The sequence below is a fragment of the Pseudoalteromonas sp. SG43-1 genome (assembly GCF_014164415.1).
GTDB lineage: Bacteria > Pseudomonadota > Gammaproteobacteria > Enterobacterales > Alteromonadaceae > Pseudoalteromonas > Pseudoalteromonas distincta.
Window position 1 is genome coordinate 15,556 of sequence record NZ_JACJFD010000020.1, and the last position, 19,866, is coordinate 35,421.

The window sequence follows — 19,866 nt, forward strand, 5'->3', positions numbered from 1 at the left end:
TAAATAAGATTGGCTAAAAAAATAAAAATAACGAATTGGCGTTTAAGCCGTATGCCTCTTCGCTTTGCATTCGCAATAGCATCAAAGGAGCCGTCACATGGGTAAACTGACCTCTACCTTGTGGCTTATATTATGTGTTTTTTCGCACCCAGTTTTGGCTAACAGCCAATACAATATGCGCAAAGGCGTAACCGATATAAGCAATAATGTATATCAGCTGCACATGACCATATTTATAATATGTTGTGTGATTGGGGTGATAGTGTTCGCAATTATGTTTTGGGCACTTATTCATCACCGTAAATCTAAAGGGGCTGTACCTGCCCAATTTCACGAAAGCACTAAAGTAGAAATACTTTGGACTGCAATTCCGTTTGTTATTTTAATTGCTATGGCAGTACCAGCCACTAAAACCCTAATTGCAATGGAAGATGCCAGCAAAGCTGATCTCACTATTAAAATTACGGGTTCGCAATGGAAATGGCATTATGAATATATGGGCGAAGATGTAGAGTTCTACTCTATTTTATCTACCCCGCAAGATGAAATCGCGAATCTTGCAGATAAAAATCCTAACTACTTACTTGAGGTTGATAAGCCTCTTGTACTGCCAATAAATCAAAAAGTACGATTTTTAATGACTTCTGACGATGTTATTCACTCTTGGTGGGTACCTGATTTTGCAGTTAAAAAAGATGCGAACCCCGGCTTTATAAACGAAACATGGACGAACATAAACGAAGAAGGTACTTACCGAGGCCAATGTGCTGAGTTGTGTGGTAAAGACCATGGCTTTATGCCCGTTGTGGTGGTCGCTAAATCTGAGGCTGATTTTAAAACATGGCTTACAGATGCAAAGCAGGCTAAACAAAAAGCAGCATTAGCAGATGCCGCATTACTTGATAAAACCCTCCCAAAAGAAGAATTAATGACTTTAGGCGAACAAGTATATATGGCTAATTGTGCTGCATGTCATCAACCTACTGGCTTGGGGTTACCGGGCGTATTTCCTGCACTTAAAGGCAGCCCGATAGTGCTTGGCGATATAAAAGATCACATTGATGTAGTTATCCATGGACGACCCGGTACGGCAATGCAAGCTTTTGCCAAGCAGTTATCTATAAAGCAATTAGCTGCGGTTATTACTTATAAACGTAATGCGTGGGGTAATGATACGGGTGATGTTATTCAACCGAGTCAAATACAGACGGCACTTGATGCCAAAGTGGAGGCGAACTAATGAGTAGCATAGTAGAACAACCTAACGCCAATGAAGCTCATCATGCTCATCACCCAGCTAAAGGTTTTAAACGCTGGCTTTACACAACTAATCATAAAGATATAGGTAGTTTATATTTAATTTTTTCGCTGACCATGTTCTTAATTGGTGGCGCAATGGCCATGGTGATCAGAGCTGAATTATTTCAACCAGGTTTACAGTTGGTCGACCCTCACTTTTTTAATCAAATGACCACAGTGCATGGTTTAATTATGGTGTTTGGTGCGGTTATGCCCGCCTTTACAGGCCTTGCTAACTGGATGATACCACTCATGATTGGCGCGCCAGATATGGCATTGCCAAGAATGAATAACTGGAGCTTTTGGATTTTACCGTTTGCGTTTCTAATCCTATTGGCATCGTTATTTATGCCTGGTGGGGGGCCTGCATTTGGTTGGACTTTTTATGCACCACTGTCCACAACATACAGTAATGATAATACTGCATTGTTTGTATTTGCCGTACATATTATGGGAATTAGCTCAATAATGGGCGCAATCAATGTGATTGTAACCATAGTGAACTTACGTGCCCCAGGCATGACATGGATGAAGTTGCCATTATTTGTATGGACGTGGTTAATTACTGCCTTTTTATTAATAGCCGTAATGCCAGTGCTTGCAGGGGCTGTCACTATGGTACTTACCGATAAGTATTTTGCGACCAGCTTTTTTGATGCCGCAGGCGGTGGCGACCCGGTGATGTTCCAACACATTTTTTGGTTTTTTGGTCACCCCGAAGTATACATTATGATTCTTCCTGCCTTTGGCATTATATCTACAATAGTACCTACCTTTTCTCGTAAAAAACTTTTTGGCTATGCCTCAATGGTATACGCCACATCCTCCATAGCACTATTGAGCTTTATTGTATGGGCTCATCATATGTTTACCACTGGGATGCCGGTCGCTGGCGAGTTGTTTTTTATGTACGCGACCATGCTTATATCGGTACCTACAGGAGTAAAAGTATTTAATTGGGTTGCCACAATGTGGAAAGGCTCAATAACTTTTGAAGTGCCAATGCTTTTTAGTATTGCGTTTATTGTGCTGTTTACCTTGGGTGGTTTTTCGGGATTGATGCTGGCAATTACACCTGCTGATTTTCAATATCACGATACTTATTTTGTAGTGGCGCACTTTCATTATGTATTAGTAACAGGGGCTGTATTTTCGATAATGGCGGGGGCTTATTACTGGCTGCCCAAGTGGACGGGCAATATGTTTAATATCACATTGGCTAAATGGCATTTTTGGCTATCGCTGGTGAGCGTGAACGTACTGTTTTTTCCTATGCATTTTGTAGGGCTTGCTGGTATGCCGCGTCGAATTCCCGATTACGCTCTTCAATTTGCCGACTTTAACGCAATCATAAGTATTGGTGGGTTTGCCTTTGGTTTATCGCAATTGTTGTTTGTAGCTGTGGTAATTAAATGCGCGCGTGGCGGTGATAAAGTGCCTGCAAAAGTATGGGAAGGGGCAGAAGGCCTTGAGTGGGAAGTTGACTCTCCAGCGCCATATCATACTTTTTCTACGCCGCCGGTTATTAAGTAATGACACATGCACCGCTACTCAAACGTTTGGTACTTATTTGCATAGGCATGTTTGCCTTTGCCTTTGCTTTAGTACCTTTGTATGACGTGTTTTGTGATGTAACAGGGCTTAATGGAAAGCCTTCGCTTGAGCAAGCAGAGCAAAGTACACAAATAGTACAAAACCGAGAAGTTGGCGTTAGCTTTACTACTCACGCACAAAGTGGTGCACCGTTTAAAGTTAAATCAAAAGAATACAGTGTAGTGGTAAAACCCGGTGCAATGCGTGAAGTAATGTTTAGTGCTAAAAATAACAGCAATCTAGATAAAGTAATGCAGGCTGTACCATCAGTCTCGCCAGGTAAAGCGGCAAAGTATTTACATAAAATAGCTTGTTTTTGCTTTGATCAGCAACCTCTAAAAGCAGGGGAAGAGCTTGAATTTAAATTACTTTTTTATGTTGATACCGCATTGCCAAGCGACATTGAAGAATTAACTTTATCTTATACCGTATTTGATATTAGTGAACAGCTGGTGGCAAGTAATAACTAGCTTTTTAAACTAGTGTGAAACTAGGAGTAAATAAAATGAATCAAGAATATGAGCATTATTACGTACCTGAGCAAAGCCCGTGGCCTATTGTAGGTGCAGTTGCATTGTTTTTTATTGCAGTAGGGGCAGGCTTGACTGTTATGAGTGTAGGTAAAGAAGGTGGTAGCGGGGTTTATCTGCTTTATGCCGGTATTGCTGTGCTTGTGTATATGTTGTTTAGCTGGTTTAAAAATGTAATTAGTGAATCGGACCAAGGTTTGTACTCAGCACAAATGGATCGCTCTTTTAGACAAGGTATGAGCTGGTTTATTTTTTCTGAAGTTATGTTTTTTATGGCCTTTTTTGGTGCGCTTTTTTATGCACGGGTATTGTCGGTACCTTGGCTTGGAGGTGCAGGCAATAATGCAATGACTAACGAGGTTTTATGGCCAACTTTTGAAGCTGTTTGGCCGCTAGTTTCAACACCTGCTGGCGAAACTACTCAGGCTATGGGCTGGCAAGGCTTACCACTTATAAATACCTTAATACTGCTTACTTCCTCAGTTACTTTACATTTTGCCCACGTAGCGATGGAAAACAATAAACGTACTCCACTTAAGGTTTTTTTAGGTGCTACTATTTTACTGGGTGTTTGCTTTTTAGGGCTGCAAGTTGAGGAGTACATGCATGCATATAATGACCTTAATCTAACGCTAGATGCGGGTATTTACGGTAATACGTTCTTTTTATTGACTGGTTTTCATGGCATGCATGTAACGCTAGGAACCGTACTTTTATTTGTAATATTTTTACGGATATTAAAAGGGCACTTTACTAAAGATAAGCACTTTGCTTTTCAAGCAGCTGCTTGGTATTGGCACTTTGTTGATGTGGTGTGGCTGTGTTTGTTTGTATTTGTATATGTGCTGTAGCGTTTATTGGCGAATTATTCGCTTTAATAAAACCAAGTTTAAGCGCTGCAATAACAACAATTAAAACAACGAACGAAAACAATACGCGACGACCTAAAAAGTGAGACATAGGTCGTCCCCCTGTTTTCCCTGACACCATAATAAACAATGCTCTAAATAAGTTAAAAAGTATAAATATTAACAACAGTACGATAATAATTTTAATAATCACTGAGTTGACCCTTTATGCAGTTAGTTTTATGGCACAAACAAAAGCTTAGCTCACTAATCACACTTTGTATGGTTGTGGTTGTTGTACTTGTGTGTGTGCGATTGGGGTTTTGGCAGTTGGAGCGAGGTGAGCAAAAGCAGCAACAACTAACCGCCATTGCTAAGCAACAGACTCGTGGTGTGATGAGCTGGTCTCAATTACTTAACTTGCCTGATAGCTGGAACAAAACTGGTGTATTGGTTGAGTTAAAAGGGCGGTTTGTACAAAACCAATATTGGCTTTTAGATAATCAAGTTTATAACGGACAAGTAGGGTACGACCTACTTGCTTTACTAAAGCCAGACACCGAAGAAAAAGTGATTTTAGTTAATTTAGGATGGGTAAAAGCGCCTATATCTAGAGATACACTGCCAAAGGTTGCTCTGCCTACAGGTGTTTTTATTCTTAAAGCGCAAATAAAAGAAAATAACCTAAGTAGCTTTACGCTTGAAGATAAAACTACAAATAACGACTTACCTACAAGAATCCAATCTATCGACTTGAATATGCTGAGCACTCAAAGCCAGCAATCATTAATTAATTTTATGGCTTACAGACAAGGTACTGGTGATGAGATTGCAACACCTCATTATGAGGCCGTTGTTATGAGCCCTCAAAAGCATAATGCCTACGCTTTGCAATGGTTTTTAATTGCTGTTGCATGTGCTGTTGTGGCTATTTTTGCGAGTAAAAAAAGGACACATAATGAAAAATAATCCCCTTTTGTTGTTTGTGGGTTGCTGCGCTATCCCATTAATTTTGGCATATGGCGCATTAAAGTTTGATTGGTTGCCTACTGCAATTACTAATAATGGCGAGTTTTTAAGCCAAGAAATAAAACTTAAAAATTGGCCGCAAAATAATCCCAAACAATGGACTATCGCACTTAATTATTCAAACGAATGTAACACCCCATGCAGCGAACAGCTCAATGCACTTAATAACTTATATGTGGCACTTGGTAAAAACCAAGGCAAGGTTGATATGGCTGTAATGGGAAGCCCCGACAATAAAAATCTACCATGGAAAATTATTACCGAACAACAGAGTTTAAACCCTGCAAGTTTATATTTAATTGATCATATGGGGTTAGTGGTACTTGAATATCCCTTTAAGGTCGAGCCACAAGAAAACCGTTTAGTACAAAAAGGGTTATTAAAAGATCTAAAAAAATTACTTAACTATTCTCGTTCTAGCTAATTAAGTTGAGCTTAAGTTGGAGTATCTGATGTATAAAAATTATAAAAACTTAGTATTAATAACAGGATTACTCGCTTTGATTGTAGTTGCTTTAGGTGCGTACACCCGCTTAAGTGATGCAGGATTAGGGTGCCCCGATTGGCCTGGTTGTTATGGCTTTTTAACGGTACCTAAGCATGAGGCTGACATAGCCTTAGCAGCTCAAAGCTACCCCGATATGATGTTCGAAACCGCAAAAGCGTGGAAAGAAATGATTCATCGCTACTTTGCAGGTGCTTTAGGTTTACTTATTTTAGGTTTATTTGTGTTGGCTTTTTTAAAGCGCCAATATCCAACTACGCCAGTTAAATTGCCTTTGGCTTTACTTCTACTAGTGGTGTTTCAGGCTGCCCTTGGTATGTGGACAGTAACCATGAACCTTCAGCCGCTTATTGTAATGGGCCACTTATTAGGTGGCTTTAGTATTTTGTCACTTATAACGCTTTTATATTTACGGCTAACCGCAAAACCTATTATGGGTGGCGATAGCGGCGCAAAACGCTATTTTGGTTTAAGTTTAGTTGCGCTCAGTGTATTGATTATCCAAATTGCACTTGGTGGTTGGCTGGCTGCAAATTACGCCGCTCCTCATTGTAGTGGTTTGCCATTGTGTAATTACGCACAACCGTTTTCATTGAGTAGCGTATTTCAATTACCACTTGAGCACAGTAATTATGAATTTGGTGTGTTATCGCAGCAAGCGCGTATGTCTATTCATTTATTACACCGCATTTGGGCACTGGTTACTTGCATCGTTCTGGCGCTAATTATGTGGAAAATATACAGCCAAGCGTACTCTAAAAAAATTAAAAATTGCGTGGTGAGCGTATTGCTTACCCTGCTTTGCCAAATTAGCTTAGGGCTTATTTTAGTACATTGGCATATTCCGTTGGGAGTTGCACTGGCGCATAACTTGATGGCTGCCATACTATTATTAAGCATGGTTAGGTTGTGTTATTACCTAAAATCACGCACATAAAGGGGAAATATAATGGCACTTATAATTGATAAAAAAATACTGCTACCCGTTAATACTCAATCGCTAATTTCGCGTACTCATAATTTGCTGCAAGACTACTTAGCAATTAGTAAATTTAAAGTGGTAGCCATGCTGGTACTAACAGCTTGGGTTGGTTTAGCGCTGGCTCCTGATGTAGGGCGCGGTATGGCTGTACAGTTTATTAGCTTGTTAGGTATAGGGCTACTTTCTGCTGCTGCAGCGGTTATTAATCATGTGGTTGATAGTGAGATAGACTCAAAAATGGCAAGGACTCGTCATCGTCCTGTGGCTAAAGGGCGTTTAAGTAAAACACATGCGCTTAGTTTTGCAGCTGTTATTGGGGTTGCGGGTTTTATTATGCTAATGGTGTGGGCTAATACCTTAACCGCTATATTAACGTTATTTGCATTGGTAGGTTATGCATTTGTTTATACATCATTTTTAAAGCGTGCTACACCGCAAAATATTGTTATAGGTGGGTTGGCTGGCGCAATGCCTCCATTATTAGGTTGGGTGTCAGAAACAAACCAAATGGCAGCAGCCCCTTGGTTACTTGTAATGATAATATTTACCTGGACTCCGCCACACTTTTGGGCGCTGGCTATAGCGCGAAAAAGTGATTATGAACGCGCTAAAATTCCTATGTTACCAGTAACCCATGGAATCGACTTTTGTAAAACGTGCGTCGTTGCCTACTCTGTTTTACTCGCTGTAGTTTGCGTATTACCTTATTTAATCGGTATGTCTGGATTAATATATTTAATAGGTGCGTGTGTATTAAATGCAGTGTTTATATATAAAGCCGTCAAATTAAAAATTGCTGGAAATGATGAGACTGCAATGGACTTATTTCGTTTTTCGATTATTCATTTAATGGTACTCTTTGTAATCTTATTTATAGATAAATGGCTCCCTTTATGAAGCAGTTATGGCTTGGATTAATTGTTGTTTTAGTTTTGTTTTTATCAGCATGTTCAAATGAAAATAGTCCACCAGATGTAGATGCATTAGTTTACGAAAATGCAAAGCCATTGTCTGATTTTACGCTAAACGATCAGCGCGGCGAATTAGTGACTAAGCAACAATTTTTAGGACAGTGGAATTTAGTATTTTTAGGCTACACAAGCTGCCCAGATATTTGTCCATTAACACTTGCTAAGTTAAATGCTGTTTATAAAAACTTACAAGCAGATTATCCGCTGCAAATTTGGTTTTTATCGGTTGATCCAAAACGCGATACACCAGCTAAACGAAAGCAATATATAGATTACTTTAATCCTGACTTTTTAGCTGTATCAGGGGAGCATAAACACCTTTTTCCTATTGTTAGAGAGCTTGGTTTAATTTACGCGATTAGCGATAGTAGTGAATCAGAATATGCAGTTGATCATAGTGCTTCGGTCGCTATGGTTGATCAAAATGGAGCGGTTAGAGCTATTTTTAAACCAGAATTCAAACAAGGTAGTGTGCCATTAATTAATGCGACGACTTTAACGAAAGAGTTTAAAAAAATAGCCGATTACTACAAAAACTAGTTTTTACTTTTTACCAATTTGAAAGGAGCTTTAGGCTCCTTTTTTTGTTTTTTAACGACGATTTAAATTTAATTAAGCATTTTATGGCAATTTTAATAACTAGGGCTAAGCTTTTGTTATGAATTGAATTGACAGGGAATGCACCTACTAAATGCTAAAACTTCCAAGCGAACTTGCTATTACGCAAGTTGAAACACTACATCAAGATTTACTGCACGAACTCAATAGCAACGATGATATCTGTCTTGATATTAACGATGTGATTTCTGCTGATACTGCCTCAATTCAACTTTTATGCGCCTTACAAAAACACCTACTTACCATACAGCACAAAATCATTTGGGTAGGCAGTAGCGAGGCCTTAACACATACAATCAATAAACTTGGCTTAAGCCAATACTTAACAACCGAAAGTAAAAGTTAGGGGTATATATGAAAAGAATTTTAGCGGTTGATGACTCAGCATCGATGCGTCAAATGGTGAGCTTTACATTAAAAACCGCAGGGTTTGATGTAACCGAAGCTAAAGATGGCAGTGAAGCTCTCGCTATTGCCAAGCAGCAAGACTTTGATGCCGTGATCTCAGATGTAAACATGCCAATAATGGATGGAATTACATTAATACGAGAGCTGCGTACTTTGCCTAGTTATAAATTTACACCATTACTGATGCTTACAACTGAGTCGGGTTTAGAAAAAAAAGTAGAAGGTAAAGCTGCTGGGGCAACAGGCTGGATTGTTAAACCATTTAATCCCGATCAGCTACTAGCGGTAATTAAAAAAGTTATTCGCTAAGGAGCGCAGTGTGAGTATAGATTTAAGTCAATTTTTTGAAGTTTTCTTTGAAGAGAGTTTTGAAGGCCTAGATACCATGGAGGCTGAGCTATTAAACTTAGTGCCAGGTGAGGAAGATTTAGAAACTATCAACACTATTTTTAGAGCTGCTCACTCAATAAAAGGAGGCAGTGGGACATTTGGTTTTAGCTCCGTTGCTGACTTTACTCATGTACTTGAAACATTACTAGATCAAATTCGCCAAGGTGAACGAGAGCTTAGTACCGAGCATGTTAATTTATTACTCAAAGCTGTGGATTGCTTACGCGCTTTACTTGCTGCACTTCAAGGTGAACAAGAGCCAGATTTAACCGAAGCAGATTTGTTAAAAGTACAATTTGAACATGTACTTGGAATGAAAAATGAAACACATGAGAATAAACCTCAAAGCTGTGAAGAGCAAACAAGTAGTAATACCTATCAAATAGACTTTAAACCTCATCATCATTTATTTAAAACAGGAAACGAGCCACTGTATATGATCAGTGAGCTTGAAGAGCTAGGTGAGTTAGAAACCACAGTATTTTACGATGAAGTTCCAGAAATCACCGATTTAAGTAGTGATGAATGTTTTTTACATTGGCGCTTTTTTTTAGATACTAGCCATGATGAAAAAGCCATAAAAGAAGTATTTGAATGGGTAGAAGACGATGCCGATATAAAAGTTGAATTATGTGGCGGCTTATTTGGCAATGATGAGTCAATACAACCTAATCAAGATGAGATACCTAAAGCTGTTGAGCTTGAAGAACCCGATTCAATAAAAGTAGCTGAGTTACCAAGTAAGCCACAGCAACCCGTTGCTAATAAAGATAAAAAACCTACAAGTGCACCAGAATCTACCTCTATACGTGTTGGCATTGATAAAGTTGATTCGTTAATAAATATGGTAGGTGAACTTGTTATTACACAAGCCATGCTAAATCAACTCAGCGAACAAGAAATCACACCAGCCACAATCACTTTACTACAAGAAGGCTTAGCACAACTTGCACATAATACGCGTGATTTACAAGAAAATGTGATGCGTATTCGTATGCTCCCAATTAATTTTGTATTTAGTCGTTTTCCTCGATTAGTGCGAGATATAGCGCAAAAGCTAAATAAGCAGGTTGAGCTAAAGCTGATTGGAGAGCAAACCGAGCTTGATAAAACAGTAATGGAAAAAATATCTGACCCTATGGTGCATTTAGTAAGAAACTCACTTGATCATGGGTTAGAGACTGTTGAGCAAAGACTGGCGGCAGGTAAAGATCCCGTTGGCACAGTAACCTTAAATGCATTTCATCAGGGTGGAAACATCGTTATTGAAATAATGGATGATGGGCAAGGGTTAAATACAAAAAAAATAAAAGAAAAAGCCATCGCTAACGAATTAATCTCAGCTGATAACCATCTCAGTGACGATGAAATAAATGAGCTTATTTTTATGCCGGGCTTTTCGACAATGGATGAGGTAAGTGACTTATCTGGTCGTGGAGTTGGGATGGATGTTGTTAAGCGAAATATCCAATCATTAAATGGCTCAGTGGAAGTAACCTCAGCGCCCGGTGTTGGTTCTACGTTTACTATTAGATTACCCCTTACTCTCGCTATTTTAGATGGGCAATTAGTTAAGGTGGCTCAGCATACTTATATTATTCCGCTCATTTCTATTGTGGAGTCACTGCAAATTGATATTGCAAAAGTGAGTCGAGTGGGTAAAAGCCTTGATGTATTGAGGCTTCGAGACGAATACATTCCTATATTAAGACTCTACGATATTTTTAATCATAAAAATGCTATTGAATCACTCGATAAAACGCTGCTTGTTGTTGTAGAAACAGATAACCAAAAGGTGGGTTTATTAGTTGATGATTTACTGTCTCAACAGCAGGTTGTTATTAAAAGTTTAGAGGCAAACTACCATAAAGTGGATGGCGTATCGGGTGCTACCATTTTAGGAGATGGGCGTGTATCGCTGATTGTGGACATTAGCGGCTTAATAAAGCTCTCAGGCTTAAAAAAGCCAGGTAGCCAAGAACTAACTATTGAAACGCAAGCCACTTTGGAGGCGTTATGAGCTCAGATCAAAGCCAGTTAAGTAACCAATTAAATCTTCAGCAACAGCAAGGTGTAAAACAGTTTTTAACTTTTATTATGGCTGATGAAGAATATGGCGTTGATATTTTAACAGTACAAGAAATTCGCAGTTGGGAAGAAATTACAGTACTGCCCAATGCACCTGAATTTGTAAAAGGCGTTATTAATTTACGCGGAACAATAGTGCCAATTATTGATTTACGGTTGCGTTTTGGATTACCAAGTGTCGACTATGGACCATTAACGGTGGTTATCGTTGTCAAAATAGAATTTGAACTAGGTAGTAAAATTATAGGTGTTGCTGTTGATGCCGTCTCTGATGTTTACAGTATTGCGGAGCAAGATGCGAAAGCGGTTCCTAGTTTGTCTGAATCGAGTAATTGTGAATATGTAGCTGGGTTGGTGAATGTTGGTGAAAAAATGGTAGCGCTAATTGACCTGCAAAAAACAATGAATATTTAGCAAATAGAAACTAAATGAATAATAAACTTAAAGGTGGTGATGAGCATGGGATGGTTTAGTAATCCAAAGCAGTCAAAATCAAGTAATGATTTAATTGTAGACGCATTGAATAAATCATTAGCGGTGATTGAATTTGAACCTAACGGAAAAATAATTACTGCAAATATGAATTTTCTAAACGCGATGGGCTATCGTCTTGAGGAGGTTCAAGGTCAGCATCACTCGATGTTTGTTGACCCAGATGAAGCTCAGGGCAACGATTATAAAAACTTTTGGCAACGCCTGCGTAATGGCGAGTTTATCTCAGATGAGTTTAAGCGTAATGCTAAAGGTGGAACTGAGGTATGGATCCAAGCAACTTATAACCCAATTGTTGATGAGCAAAGGCAAGTATTAAAAGTAGTTAAGTTTGCCACCGACGTGACTGAGCAAAAGTTAATAACAGCAGAAGCTTCAGGGCAAATTAGTGCTATAAGTAAATCTCAAGCGGTTATCGAATTTAATTTAGATGGCACTATTATTGATGCCAATGCTAACTTTTTAAATGCGCTTGGCTATCAACTTAGCGAGATTAAAGGCCAGCACCATAGGCTTTTTATTGATCCCGAACATGCAAATAGTATCGAATATAAAGAATTTTGGGCCAAACTAGGTCGCGGTGAATTTGATTCAGGGGAATATTTAAGAATAGGAAAGCAGGGTCAGGAGGTTTGGATTCAAGCATCTTATAATCCAATTTATGATATGAACGGCAAGCCGTTTAAAGTGATTAAATATGCATCTGATATTACTGAACAAAAAGAGCTTGAAAAGGCATCTCGCAAAGCAGCCGATTTAGCAAATGCGCTTAAAGTTTGCCAAGCAAACGTAATGATTGCTGATGAAAACCTTAAAATAGTATTTGTGAACGACCGTGTTCAGCAAATGCTAAAAGTCCGCGAAAAAGAATTACAAACCGTATTGCCAAGCTTTTCTGTTGATAATTTAATTGGCACCTGTGTTGATGATTTTCATAAGCACCCTAATCATCAACGTGATTTATTAAAAAACCTAGATAAGCCCTATAAAGCCGAGCTACTGTTAGCAGGTGTCACTTTTACCTTGATTGCTTCACCTTGGATCAGTCAAGACGGAAAGCATTTAGGCACCATTGTTGAGTGGGAAGATAGAACCAATGAAGTTGCGCTTGAAAAAGAAATCGCTGAGCTTATTGGTGCTGCAGGTAATGGCGAATTAGATACAAGAGTTGCGGAAGATGGGAAGGAAGGGTTCTTTTTACGTTTGGCTCAAGGATTAAATAGCTTAGTTAAAATAGTTGATGATGCCGTTGCCGACACTGGCAATATGCTCGATGCGATGGCAAGTGGTGATTTATCAAAACGTATTGAAAAAGAATACAAAGGTTCATTTGATAAACTTAAACGCGACGCAAATGCTACGGCAGATAAATTAACAGAAGTGATTAATCGCATAAATTCATCGGCAACGTTAGTAGCCAGTGGTGCAGAAGAAATTTCTCAAGGTAATGCTGATTTAAGCCAACGTACAGAAGAGCAAGCCTCGTCACTTGAAGAAACAGCTTCAAGTATGGAGGAAATGACCAGTACCGTTCGTCAAAATGCTGATAACGCAAAAGTAGCAAACGACTTGGCAGAAGAAACCTGTGAAAAAGCGATTCAAGGTGGTGAAGTTGTTAATAGAGCAGTTACAAGCATGTCGGCAATTAATGAGTCGAGCAAAAAAATTGCAGATATTATCGGTGTAATAGACGAAATCGCGTTTCAAACGAATTTATTAGCGCTTAATGCCGCTGTAGAGGCAGCAAGAGCGGGTGAGCAAGGTCGAGGCTTTGCGGTTGTTGCAGGTGAGGTTCGTAATTTAGCGCAGCGCTCTGCGGGCGCAGCGAAAGAAATTAAAGAGTTAATACGAGATAGTGTAGGCAAAGTAGCTGATGGTTCTCAATTAGTTAATGAGTCGGGCGCTACACTTAAAGAGATTGTTGTGTCGGTGCAAAGAGTGACGCAAATGATTTCTGATATTACGGAGGCATCTGAAGAACAAAGTGCGGGTATTGAGCAAGTTAACAAAGCTATTTCTCAAATGGACGAAATGACGCAACAAAATGCCGCTCTAGTAGAGCAAGCCTCTGCTGCTGGTGAGTCTATGGCTGAGCAAGCTAATGAGATGCGCCGATTACTTAACTTTTTCTCAGTAGATCAGCAAGAGATGACAATGATGTCATCAACTATGCGAACTCCTGAACTATCTCATAAGCCGCAAAGCCGTTTTGTGAGTAATAAGCCAAGGGGCGATAACTTTGTAGACTCAGCTGATGAGTGGGAAGAGTTTTAATATTTAGCCTTTTTATGCCTCGTCTAATAAATAGTTACAGCGAGGCACTACTTGTTAGCGTTAGGTTTAATTGGGAGCGGACAATGAAAGAGTTTTTGTGTACCGACCGCGACTTTAAGGAAATTGCCAGTTTAGTTTACAGCGCATGTGGAATTGTATTAGGGGATCATAAGCGAGAGATGGTTTATTCACGCTTAGCAAGACGTATTAGGGAGCGTAAATTAACTGATTTTAAAGCTTACTTAGAGTATCTGAATAGTCATAAAGATCAGGAGTTTGATGCCTTTATTAATGCAATAACAACGAACTTAACGTCTTTTTTTCGTGAAATACATCACTTTGAATTTATAAAATCTGAGCTTGTACCTGCTCTTTTAAAGGCAAATAAAAACAGTAAGCGAGTAAGAATCTGGTCTGCAGGTTGCTCCACAGGGGAAGAGCCTTACAGTTTGGCGATGACTTTAAATAACGCATTTCCGAGCAATTGGGATGTAAAAATACTAGCAACCGATTTAGACTCTAATGTATTGGCAAAAGCACAAAAAGGTATTTACACCGCAGCGAATGTTAATGGCTTAGATGACGTGCAACTTAAGCGTTGGTTTTTAAAAAGCAAAGACGGTGAAAATTATAAAGTTAGAGATAAACTAAAAGAGTCTATTTCTTTCAAGCGTTTAAACTTATTACAAGACTGGCCAATGAAAGGATCATTTGATCTTATTTTATGTCGTAATGTTGTTATTTACTTTGATAAAGAAACAAAAGATCAGCTTTTTAAGCGTTACGCCAATATATTAAATGAACAAGGTTATTTGTTTTTAGGTCACTCAGAAAGTATGGGTAAAGAGCATTCGCAATTCAAAAACTTAGGGAAAACTATGTACCAAAAGGGACAAAATGCACGCTGAGTTCAGGCCGGTATTACCTAACTTTGAACATATTAAACGATATTGGGATTCGGGCCGAGGTAGCGTTGTTGCTAAAGTACTTCCGGGTGAGTTTTATGTTTCTAAAAATAATGAACTGATCTCTACAGTTCTGGGTTCGTGTATTGCGGCTTGTGTATACGATGAAGTACTTGGTATTGGCGGGATGAATCACTTTATGTTACCAATTCAAAAGGGAGTAGAACTTAAAAATGCGCATAGTTTAAGTTGTCGGTACGGTAATTGGGCTATGGAGTATCTTATAAACGAAGTTTTAAAAAATGGCGCGTCTCGGTGTAACCTAAAAGTAAAACTTTTTGGCGGGGGGAAAATTATTAGTGCGATGACTGATATAGGGCTGGGTAATATTAGTTTTGCAGCAGCGTATATTAAAGAAGAGGCATTAAATCTAGTTGCCCATGATATGGGGGGGCCGTGGCCGCGAAAAATATTTTTTCACCCGAACACTGGTAAAGTTCATATGAAAAAACTTAAAAACCTACATAATAATACGATTGAAAAACGCGAAGTCCGTTACTTACAAAACCTTAAAAAGCAAGAAGTAGTAACCGATATAGAGCTGTTTTAGGAGTATGCATGATTAAAGTATTAATAATTGACGACTCCCCTTTAATTAGGCGTTTACTCACTGAAATATTACAACAAGCTAAAGACATTACAGTAGTGGGGAGTGCTGAGGATCCCTACGAAGCTCGCGAAATGATAAAAAAACTCAGTCCTGATGTATTAACGCTCGACGTAGAAATGCCAAAAATGGATGGTATTAGTTTTTTAAAAAACTTAATGCGATTAAGACCAATGCCAGTAGTGATGATTTCAACACTGACACAAAAAGGCTCTCCTATCACACTAGAAGCGCTCGAATTAGGGGCTGTTGATTTTATAGCTAAGCCTACTAATAACGTAAGAGAGCAATTGAGCCAATATGCATCACTTGTCCAACAAAAGGTGCGAATAGCTGCTGGAGCAAGAGTAAGAAGCTATAAAAAAACGGTCGTCACAAATGAGCCTATTAATACTCATTCTCAGTTTTTACTTAATAAAGTAATAGCGATAGGTGCTTCAACGGGGGGGACTGAGGCTATAAAAGAAGTGCTTATTAAAATGCCACAAAATTGCCCGCCAATTGTAATTACTCAGCATATTCCTCCTGTGTTTAGCGCTTCATTTGCTGAGCGAATGAATCGTACATGCACGATAAATGTGAAAGAAGCTGAACATGGCGATAAGCTTAGCGCGGGCTGGGCTTATATAGCACCGGGTGGGTTTCATTTAAGTATTAAAAAACGAGGTGTTAGCTTGTATTGCCAGCTTGATGATGGCGAGCCGGTGAACAGACATAAACCTGCGGTAGATGTGTTGTTTAACTCATTAGTCGAAACTGGGGCTAAAAACGTAGTTGCAGCCATACTAACAGGAATGGGGAGTGATGGCGCAAAAGGGTTACTTGCACTAAAACAAAACGGAGCACATACCTTGGCTCAAGATGAGTACTCATCGGTGGTATGGGGTATGCCTAAAGCAGCTGCTGAGCTAAATGCAGCTGACGAGATAGTTGCGCTGGATAAAATAACCCAGCGGCTTTTACATCGGGCCGTTAAGGTTTAGATGCTTCAATTACCCAAGGCTGCGAAAACCAAAAGTAATCACCAGGGCTTGAAATAGAAGGGGCCGTGCAATTAAAACGAGAACGCCCTTTATTAAGCACCTTTGGTGAGGTGATTTCGACAGTATTTTTAGTTATCCATTTTAAATCTGCTTGGCCTACGCTTGATACATAACAGGCAAATTGGCTCTTATGAAAATCACCCATCTTAAATTCCATTGTGAGCGTGGGTGGATTTTGCTGTGTAACGCTATCTTGATAAGTTAAATTGGTGATATTAAACGCGCGTGAGTTGAGCTTAGTAATAAGGGTTTCTAGCTTGCTGTAAAAGCCTGATGCAGGAAAACGCGGCAAGCGGCTAAAATTAGAATCTTTATTTACAGCGCCTGAGTGCTGGCCAATACCCACAAAACCAAGCTCTGTCACGAGTGCTTGCAGCTCGTTATTAAACTCACCATACGGGTATGCTAAGTATTTATAGTCGTGGCCTATTTCTTCTTTTATGCGCTTTTGAGAGTTAAGAATATCTTGCTTAATACGTGATTGCCATTGTGCATCGGTTTCGTTTTCAAGCTTAAGGTGTAAGTAATCATGTTGTCCGCTATGATTGGCTATTAATGCCCCTTTTTTAGATAATTCTTTGAGCTTATCCCACCCCATTACGTAACTCATACCTTCGTCTATTAATTTAGGATTTACAAAGATAGTGTACGGGTAGCCAAACTTTTCTAAAATAGGTGCGGCTTGTTCATAGTTATTGTTATAGCCATCATCAAAGGTGATGGCGAGAGTTTTATCAGGTAAAGTTTCACCTTGTTGAAGCGCGCTAATTAACTCATTAAGAGGAATAACGTTAAAGTTGTGCTCTTTTAAATAGCTTAAGTGCTCCGTAAATGTATTGGCGCTAACGCTCGTGACAGCGGGTAGGGTTTCACTAACATGATGATACTGTAAAATAATGGCTGCTTGAGCCCGTACAGATACACTAATGAGGATAAATAACACTAAATGAAACAATTTCTTATACATAATAAGGCACACCATAAAAGCTTGCTGTTGTTAGCGGGTCCGATGATACTATCAAATATCACAGTGCCGTTGTTAGGAATTGTTGATACTGCTGTAATTGGGCACTTAGGAAGCGCTCATTACTTAGCTGGAATTGCCCTTGGCTCTGCAGTTATATCTATTTTATTTTGGCTTGCTGGTTTTTTAAGAATGAGCACCACGGGACTCGTGGCACAAGCATACGGAAAAAACGATTTAACCCAACTTGCCGCTTTACTTAAACGAAGCCTATTGCTTGCAAGCGCAGTGGCCGTGCTATTAATTGTGTTATCCCCATTAATAAAGCACGCTATTGCTTACCTCTCCGCAGCCAATGGCGACGTACTTAACCAAGCTTATCAGTATTTTAGCATTCGTATTTTTAGTGCTCCAGCAGCATTATGTAATTTAGTGTTACTGGGTTGGATGCTTGGTGTGCATTATGGTCGAGGTCCATTTTATTTATTACTCGTCACTAATATCGTTAATATAGTGCTCGATATTTATTTTGTTGTTTATTTAGATTGGGCAGTTGCAGGCGCTGCATGGGCGTCACTTATTGCTGACTATACAGCACTAGTATTTGCACTGTTTTTAGTGGCTAAACTAGCTAAAAAACAAGACATTGATCTAAATGTACCGAATTGGTTGAGTATTAGCAAAATGGCTGAATTATTGAGTTTGAATAGAGATATATTTATTCGCTCTTTAATACTGCAATTATGCTTTAGTTTTATGACATTTTACGCGGCGCGTATAGGCGAAACCACATTAGCTGCTAATGCTGTCTTACTTAATTTTTTAATGTTGGTGAGCTTTGCTCTTGATGGCGTTGCTTACGCCTCTGAGGCAAAAGTAGGGCAAGCGAAAGGCCAAGGAAGTGTTAAAAACATAGAGCTGTGGGTTAAAATAAGCGTATTTTGGGGTATGCTTTTTGGTGTGTTATATAGCCTATTTTTTGCATTATTTGGCAACACCATAATCAAGCTTTTAACCAATGTGCCAGAGGTTATTCAAGAGGCAACGCATTATTTACCATGGATAGTAGTATTACCAATTTTGGCCATGAGTTGCTTTTTGTTTGATGGTATTTTTGTAGGGCTTACGCGAGCAAAGAACATGCGTAACAGTATGATACTTTCAGCTGGAGTTGGCTTTTTTGGTGTGTTTTGGGTGTTTATAGACTTGCAAAATAACGGGTTATGGCTGGCTATGAGCTGTTTTATGTTAATGCGCGGGGTTACATTAATAATTAAATATCACCACTTAAAAATAAATAATCAGCTATTAGATTAAATAAATGGTTTATTTCCAGAGATCGGGGTCATGGTGTTTAGGGCCCATATCTTTTAAAACTTGTGAAAAACGATTGGCAAAAATACCGCAGTAGCCCCAACCGGCAAAAAATAATGCGGGGAGTAAAATTATAACGCCAATTATTTGTAAGCTGTAGTGGGTGTAATACCCAATAGATATGAATATCACGGCTAGCACAAACAGTGCTAAGCCGCGAAAAAAGCGCTTTAAGCTCAGCTTAGGATTGCTCCCTAAGCGATAGATAAGCTGCTTTAGCATTTACAAGGCCTAATAGTAAGAGTGATCGCCCGCTTCGTGTTCTGTTATATCAGCAACACCGGTGATTTCTTCAAACTTAGCTATCATTTCTTTTTCAATGCCTTCTTTTAGTGTTACATCGATCATAGAACAACCATTACAACCACCACCAAACTGAAGTATAGCTATACCTGCAGCTGTAATCTCAACAAGGCTTACTTGACCACCGTGGTTAGCAAGTTGTGGATTTACTTCGGTTTCTAGCATGTGCTGTACACGTTCGTTTAACGATGCATCGTCACCTATTTTACGCGCCTTTGCATTTGGTGCTTTTAGCGTTAACTGAGTACCCATTTTGTCGGTAACAAAATCGATTTCAGCTTCTTCTAAAAATGGAGCACTTTCTGCATCTACAACGGCATCAAAACCGTTAAAGTTTAGGCGAATATCGCTCGCTTCTACAGCGTCTTCTGGACAATAAGACACACCACATTCCGCTTGTGATGAACCAGGGTTTACAACAAACACACGAATATTGGTTTGTTGTGATTGATCTGCTAATAGTTTAGCAAAATGCGCTTGCGCTGTTTCGGAAATAGAAATCATAAAACCATCTATACTTGACTAAATTACTCGGATACTGCGTATCATACTCCGCTCATCGTGTTGCGGCTAGTGTTGAGCG

At 39.2% G+C, this 19,866-nt stretch carries 22 protein-coding genes; 18 read left to right on the top strand and 4 right to left on the bottom strand.

The features are described from left to right. Positions 1 to 97 precede the first annotated feature (97 nt). The 4 genes from coxB to H5159_RS13950 are packed head-to-tail and all read left to right on the top strand — an operon-like array spanning position 98 to position 4,273. Positions 98 to 1,240 carry a cytochrome c oxidase subunit II gene (gene coxB / locus H5159_RS13935; RefSeq protein WP_182712891.1) on the top strand — a complete coding sequence of 381 codons (1,143 nt, stop codon included), beginning with the start codon at positions 98 to 100 and terminating at the stop codon, positions 1,238 to 1,240. Beyond that, the gene (ctaD, locus tag H5159_RS13940; RefSeq protein WP_002959615.1) at positions 1,240 to 2,832 is read left to right on the top strand and encodes a cytochrome c oxidase subunit I; all 1,593 of its coding nucleotides are present in this window, start codon (positions 1,240 to 1,242) and stop codon (positions 2,830 to 2,832) included. The genes coxB and ctaD overlap by 1 nt, the downstream gene beginning before the upstream one ends. Beyond that, complete coding sequence (locus tag H5159_RS13945) at positions 2,832 to 3,362, top strand: cytochrome c oxidase assembly protein (RefSeq protein WP_182693454.1); 531 nt, start codon at positions 2,832 to 2,834, stop codon at positions 3,360 to 3,362. Before ctaD ends, H5159_RS13945 begins: the two co-directional genes overlap by 1 nt. A 35-nt stretch (positions 3,363 to 3,397) precedes the next feature. Then, a complete protein-coding gene (locus H5159_RS13950) occupies positions 3,398 to 4,273 on the top strand; it encodes a cytochrome c oxidase subunit 3 (protein ID WP_002959610.1) in 876 nt (291 codons plus the stop codon). Here H5159_RS13950 and H5159_RS21190 read toward each other — a convergent pair. After that, complete coding sequence (locus H5159_RS21190; RefSeq protein WP_182693455.1) at positions 4,176 to 4,484, bottom strand: DUF2909 domain-containing protein; 309 nt, start codon at positions 4,482 to 4,484, stop codon at positions 4,176 to 4,178. The two genes, H5159_RS13950 and H5159_RS21190, sit on opposite strands and share 98 nt — an antisense overlap. Before the next feature lie 14 nt (positions 4,485 to 4,498). Between H5159_RS21190 and H5159_RS13960 the strand changes: the two genes are divergently transcribed. The 13 genes from H5159_RS13960 (at position 4,499) to H5159_RS14020 (ending at position 16,582) form a co-directional block, all read left to right on the top strand. Continuing rightward, positions 4,499 to 5,239: an SURF1 family protein gene (locus tag H5159_RS13960; RefSeq protein ID WP_182712890.1), complete on the top strand. Its 741-nt coding sequence runs from the start codon at positions 4,499 to 4,501 to the stop codon at positions 5,237 to 5,239. After that, the gene (locus H5159_RS13965) at positions 5,229 to 5,723 is read left to right on the top strand and encodes a hypothetical protein (RefSeq protein WP_024595087.1); all 495 of its coding nucleotides are present in this window, start codon (positions 5,229 to 5,231) and stop codon (positions 5,721 to 5,723) included. The genes H5159_RS13960 and H5159_RS13965 overlap by 11 nt, the downstream gene beginning before the upstream one ends. A gap of 28 nt (positions 5,724 to 5,751) precedes the next feature. Then, positions 5,752 to 6,741 (top strand): heme A synthase, encoded by a 990-nt coding sequence (locus H5159_RS13970; protein WP_024595086.1) that lies wholly within the window; start codon positions 5,752 to 5,754, stop codon positions 6,739 to 6,741. A 12-nt stretch (positions 6,742 to 6,753) separates the two neighbouring features. Further along, positions 6,754 to 7,683 (top strand): heme o synthase, encoded by a 930-nt coding sequence (gene cyoE, locus H5159_RS13975; protein ID WP_138489788.1) that lies wholly within the window; start codon positions 6,754 to 6,756, stop codon positions 7,681 to 7,683. After that, positions 7,680 to 8,297: an SCO family protein gene (locus tag H5159_RS13980; RefSeq protein WP_182712889.1), complete on the top strand. Its 618-nt coding sequence runs from the start codon at positions 7,680 to 7,682 to the stop codon at positions 8,295 to 8,297. Before cyoE ends, H5159_RS13980 begins: the two co-directional genes overlap by 4 nt. Positions 8,298 to 8,448: 151 nt before the next feature. Further along, the gene (locus H5159_RS13985; protein ID WP_002959595.1) at positions 8,449 to 8,721 is read left to right on the top strand and encodes an STAS domain-containing protein; all 273 of its coding nucleotides are present in this window, start codon (positions 8,449 to 8,451) and stop codon (positions 8,719 to 8,721) included. Between the two features lie 8 nt (positions 8,722 to 8,729). Continuing rightward, entirely contained in the window at positions 8,730 to 9,092 is a 363-nt protein-coding gene (locus H5159_RS13990) for a response regulator (RefSeq protein ID WP_002959593.1), read from the top strand. Positions 9,093 to 9,102: 10 nt separating this feature from the next. Beyond that, complete coding sequence (locus tag H5159_RS13995) at positions 9,103 to 11,193, top strand: chemotaxis protein CheA (protein WP_182712888.1); 2,091 nt, start codon at positions 9,103 to 9,105, stop codon at positions 11,191 to 11,193. Beyond that, the gene (locus tag H5159_RS14000) at positions 11,190 to 11,675 is read left to right on the top strand and encodes a chemotaxis protein CheW (protein ID WP_002959588.1); all 486 of its coding nucleotides are present in this window, start codon (positions 11,190 to 11,192) and stop codon (positions 11,673 to 11,675) included. Before H5159_RS13995 ends, H5159_RS14000 begins: the two co-directional genes overlap by 4 nt. A 45-nt stretch (positions 11,676 to 11,720) precedes the next feature. Continuing rightward, the gene (locus tag H5159_RS14005) at positions 11,721 to 14,027 is read left to right on the top strand and encodes a methyl-accepting chemotaxis protein (RefSeq protein ID WP_182780469.1); all 2,307 of its coding nucleotides are present in this window, start codon (positions 11,721 to 11,723) and stop codon (positions 14,025 to 14,027) included. A gap of 83 nt (positions 14,028 to 14,110) precedes the next feature. Next, a complete protein-coding gene (locus H5159_RS14010) occupies positions 14,111 to 14,935 on the top strand; it encodes a protein-glutamate O-methyltransferase CheR (protein WP_033020851.1) in 825 nt (274 codons plus the stop codon). Further along, positions 14,925 to 15,542, top strand: a complete 618-nt coding sequence (cheD, locus tag H5159_RS14015; protein ID WP_039489124.1) for a chemoreceptor glutamine deamidase CheD — start codon at positions 14,925 to 14,927, stop codon at positions 15,540 to 15,542. The genes H5159_RS14010 and cheD overlap by 11 nt, the downstream gene beginning before the upstream one ends. 8 nt (positions 15,543 to 15,550) lie before the next feature. Next, positions 15,551 to 16,582, top strand: coding sequence for a chemotaxis response regulator protein-glutamate methylesterase (locus H5159_RS14020; protein ID WP_182780470.1), 1,032 nt, complete (start codon positions 15,551 to 15,553; stop codon positions 16,580 to 16,582). On the opposite strand, the gene H5159_RS14025 is transcribed toward H5159_RS14020, so the two are convergent. Beyond that, positions 16,572 to 17,609, bottom strand: a complete 1,038-nt coding sequence (locus H5159_RS14025) for a polysaccharide deacetylase family protein (protein WP_165724171.1) — start codon at positions 17,607 to 17,609, stop codon at positions 16,572 to 16,574. The genes H5159_RS14020 and H5159_RS14025 overlap by 11 nt on opposite strands. Here H5159_RS14025 and dinF point away from each other — a divergent pair. Continuing rightward, entirely contained in the window at positions 17,589 to 18,923 is a 1,335-nt protein-coding gene (gene dinF, locus H5159_RS14030; RefSeq protein WP_182716559.1) for an MATE family efflux transporter DinF, read from the top strand. The genes H5159_RS14025 and dinF overlap by 21 nt on opposite strands. Before the next feature lie 9 nt (positions 18,924 to 18,932). Here the strand turns inward: dinF and H5159_RS14035 are convergent, their stop codons facing one another. Then, complete coding sequence (locus H5159_RS14035) at positions 18,933 to 19,202, bottom strand: hypothetical protein (protein ID WP_002959572.1); 270 nt, start codon at positions 19,200 to 19,202, stop codon at positions 18,933 to 18,935. Positions 19,203 to 19,211: 9 nt separating this feature from the next. Then, positions 19,212 to 19,787 (bottom strand): Fe-S biogenesis protein NfuA, encoded by a 576-nt coding sequence (gene nfuA / locus H5159_RS14040; RefSeq protein ID WP_002959571.1) that lies wholly within the window; start codon positions 19,785 to 19,787, stop codon positions 19,212 to 19,214. Between the last annotated feature and the right edge of the window lie 79 nt (positions 19,788 to 19,866).

What these genes read in the sequence shown, in the direction of transcription:
- H5159_RS13945 (WP_182693454.1), top strand. Translation starts at nt 2,832, where the DNA reads ATGACACATGCACCGCTACTCAAACGTTTGGTACTTATTTGCATAGGC.
- H5159_RS13965 (WP_024595087.1), top strand. Translation starts at nt 5,229, where the DNA reads ATGAAAAATAATCCCCTTTTGTTGTTTGTGGGTTGCTGCGCTATCCCA.
- cheD (WP_039489124.1), top strand. Translation starts at nt 14,925, where the DNA reads ATGCACGCTGAGTTCAGGCCGGTATTACCTAACTTTGAACATATTAAA.
- H5159_RS14000 (WP_002959588.1), top strand. Translation starts at nt 11,190, where the DNA reads ATGAGCTCAGATCAAAGCCAGTTAAGTAACCAATTAAATCTTCAGCAA.
- dinF (WP_182716559.1), top strand. Translation starts at nt 17,589, where the DNA reads ATGAAACAATTTCTTATACATAATAAGGCACACCATAAAAGCTTGCTG.
- H5159_RS13950 (WP_002959610.1), top strand. Translation starts at nt 3,398, where the DNA reads ATGAATCAAGAATATGAGCATTATTACGTACCTGAGCAAAGCCCGTGG.
- H5159_RS13970 (WP_024595086.1), top strand. Translation starts at nt 5,752, where the DNA reads ATGTATAAAAATTATAAAAACTTAGTATTAATAACAGGATTACTCGCT.
- H5159_RS13960 (WP_182712890.1), top strand. Translation starts at nt 4,499, where the DNA reads ATGCAGTTAGTTTTATGGCACAAACAAAAGCTTAGCTCACTAATCACA.
- H5159_RS14020 (WP_182780470.1), top strand. Translation starts at nt 15,551, where the DNA reads ATGATTAAAGTATTAATAATTGACGACTCCCCTTTAATTAGGCGTTTA.
- ctaD (WP_002959615.1), top strand. Translation starts at nt 1,240, where the DNA reads ATGAGTAGCATAGTAGAACAACCTAACGCCAATGAAGCTCATCATGCT.
- coxB (WP_182712891.1), top strand. Translation starts at nt 98, where the DNA reads ATGGGTAAACTGACCTCTACCTTGTGGCTTATATTATGTGTTTTTTCG.
- H5159_RS14005 (WP_182780469.1), top strand. Translation starts at nt 11,721, where the DNA reads ATGGGATGGTTTAGTAATCCAAAGCAGTCAAAATCAAGTAATGATTTA.
- H5159_RS13990 (WP_002959593.1), top strand. Translation starts at nt 8,730, where the DNA reads ATGAAAAGAATTTTAGCGGTTGATGACTCAGCATCGATGCGTCAAATG.
- cyoE (WP_138489788.1), top strand. Translation starts at nt 6,754, where the DNA reads ATGGCACTTATAATTGATAAAAAAATACTGCTACCCGTTAATACTCAA.
- H5159_RS13985 (WP_002959595.1), top strand. Translation starts at nt 8,449, where the DNA reads ATGCTAAAACTTCCAAGCGAACTTGCTATTACGCAAGTTGAAACACTA.
- nfuA (WP_002959571.1), bottom strand. Translation starts at nt 19,787, where the DNA reads ATGATTTCTATTTCCGAAACAGCGCAAGCGCATTTTGCTAAACTATTA.
- H5159_RS14010 (WP_033020851.1), top strand. Translation starts at nt 14,111, where the DNA reads ATGAAAGAGTTTTTGTGTACCGACCGCGACTTTAAGGAAATTGCCAGT.
- H5159_RS14025 (WP_165724171.1), bottom strand. Translation starts at nt 17,609, where the DNA reads ATGTATAAGAAATTGTTTCATTTAGTGTTATTTATCCTCATTAGTGTA.
- H5159_RS14035 (WP_002959572.1), bottom strand. Translation starts at nt 19,202, where the DNA reads ATGCTAAAGCAGCTTATCTATCGCTTAGGGAGCAATCCTAAGCTGAGC.
- H5159_RS13980 (WP_182712889.1), top strand. Translation starts at nt 7,680, where the DNA reads ATGAAGCAGTTATGGCTTGGATTAATTGTTGTTTTAGTTTTGTTTTTA.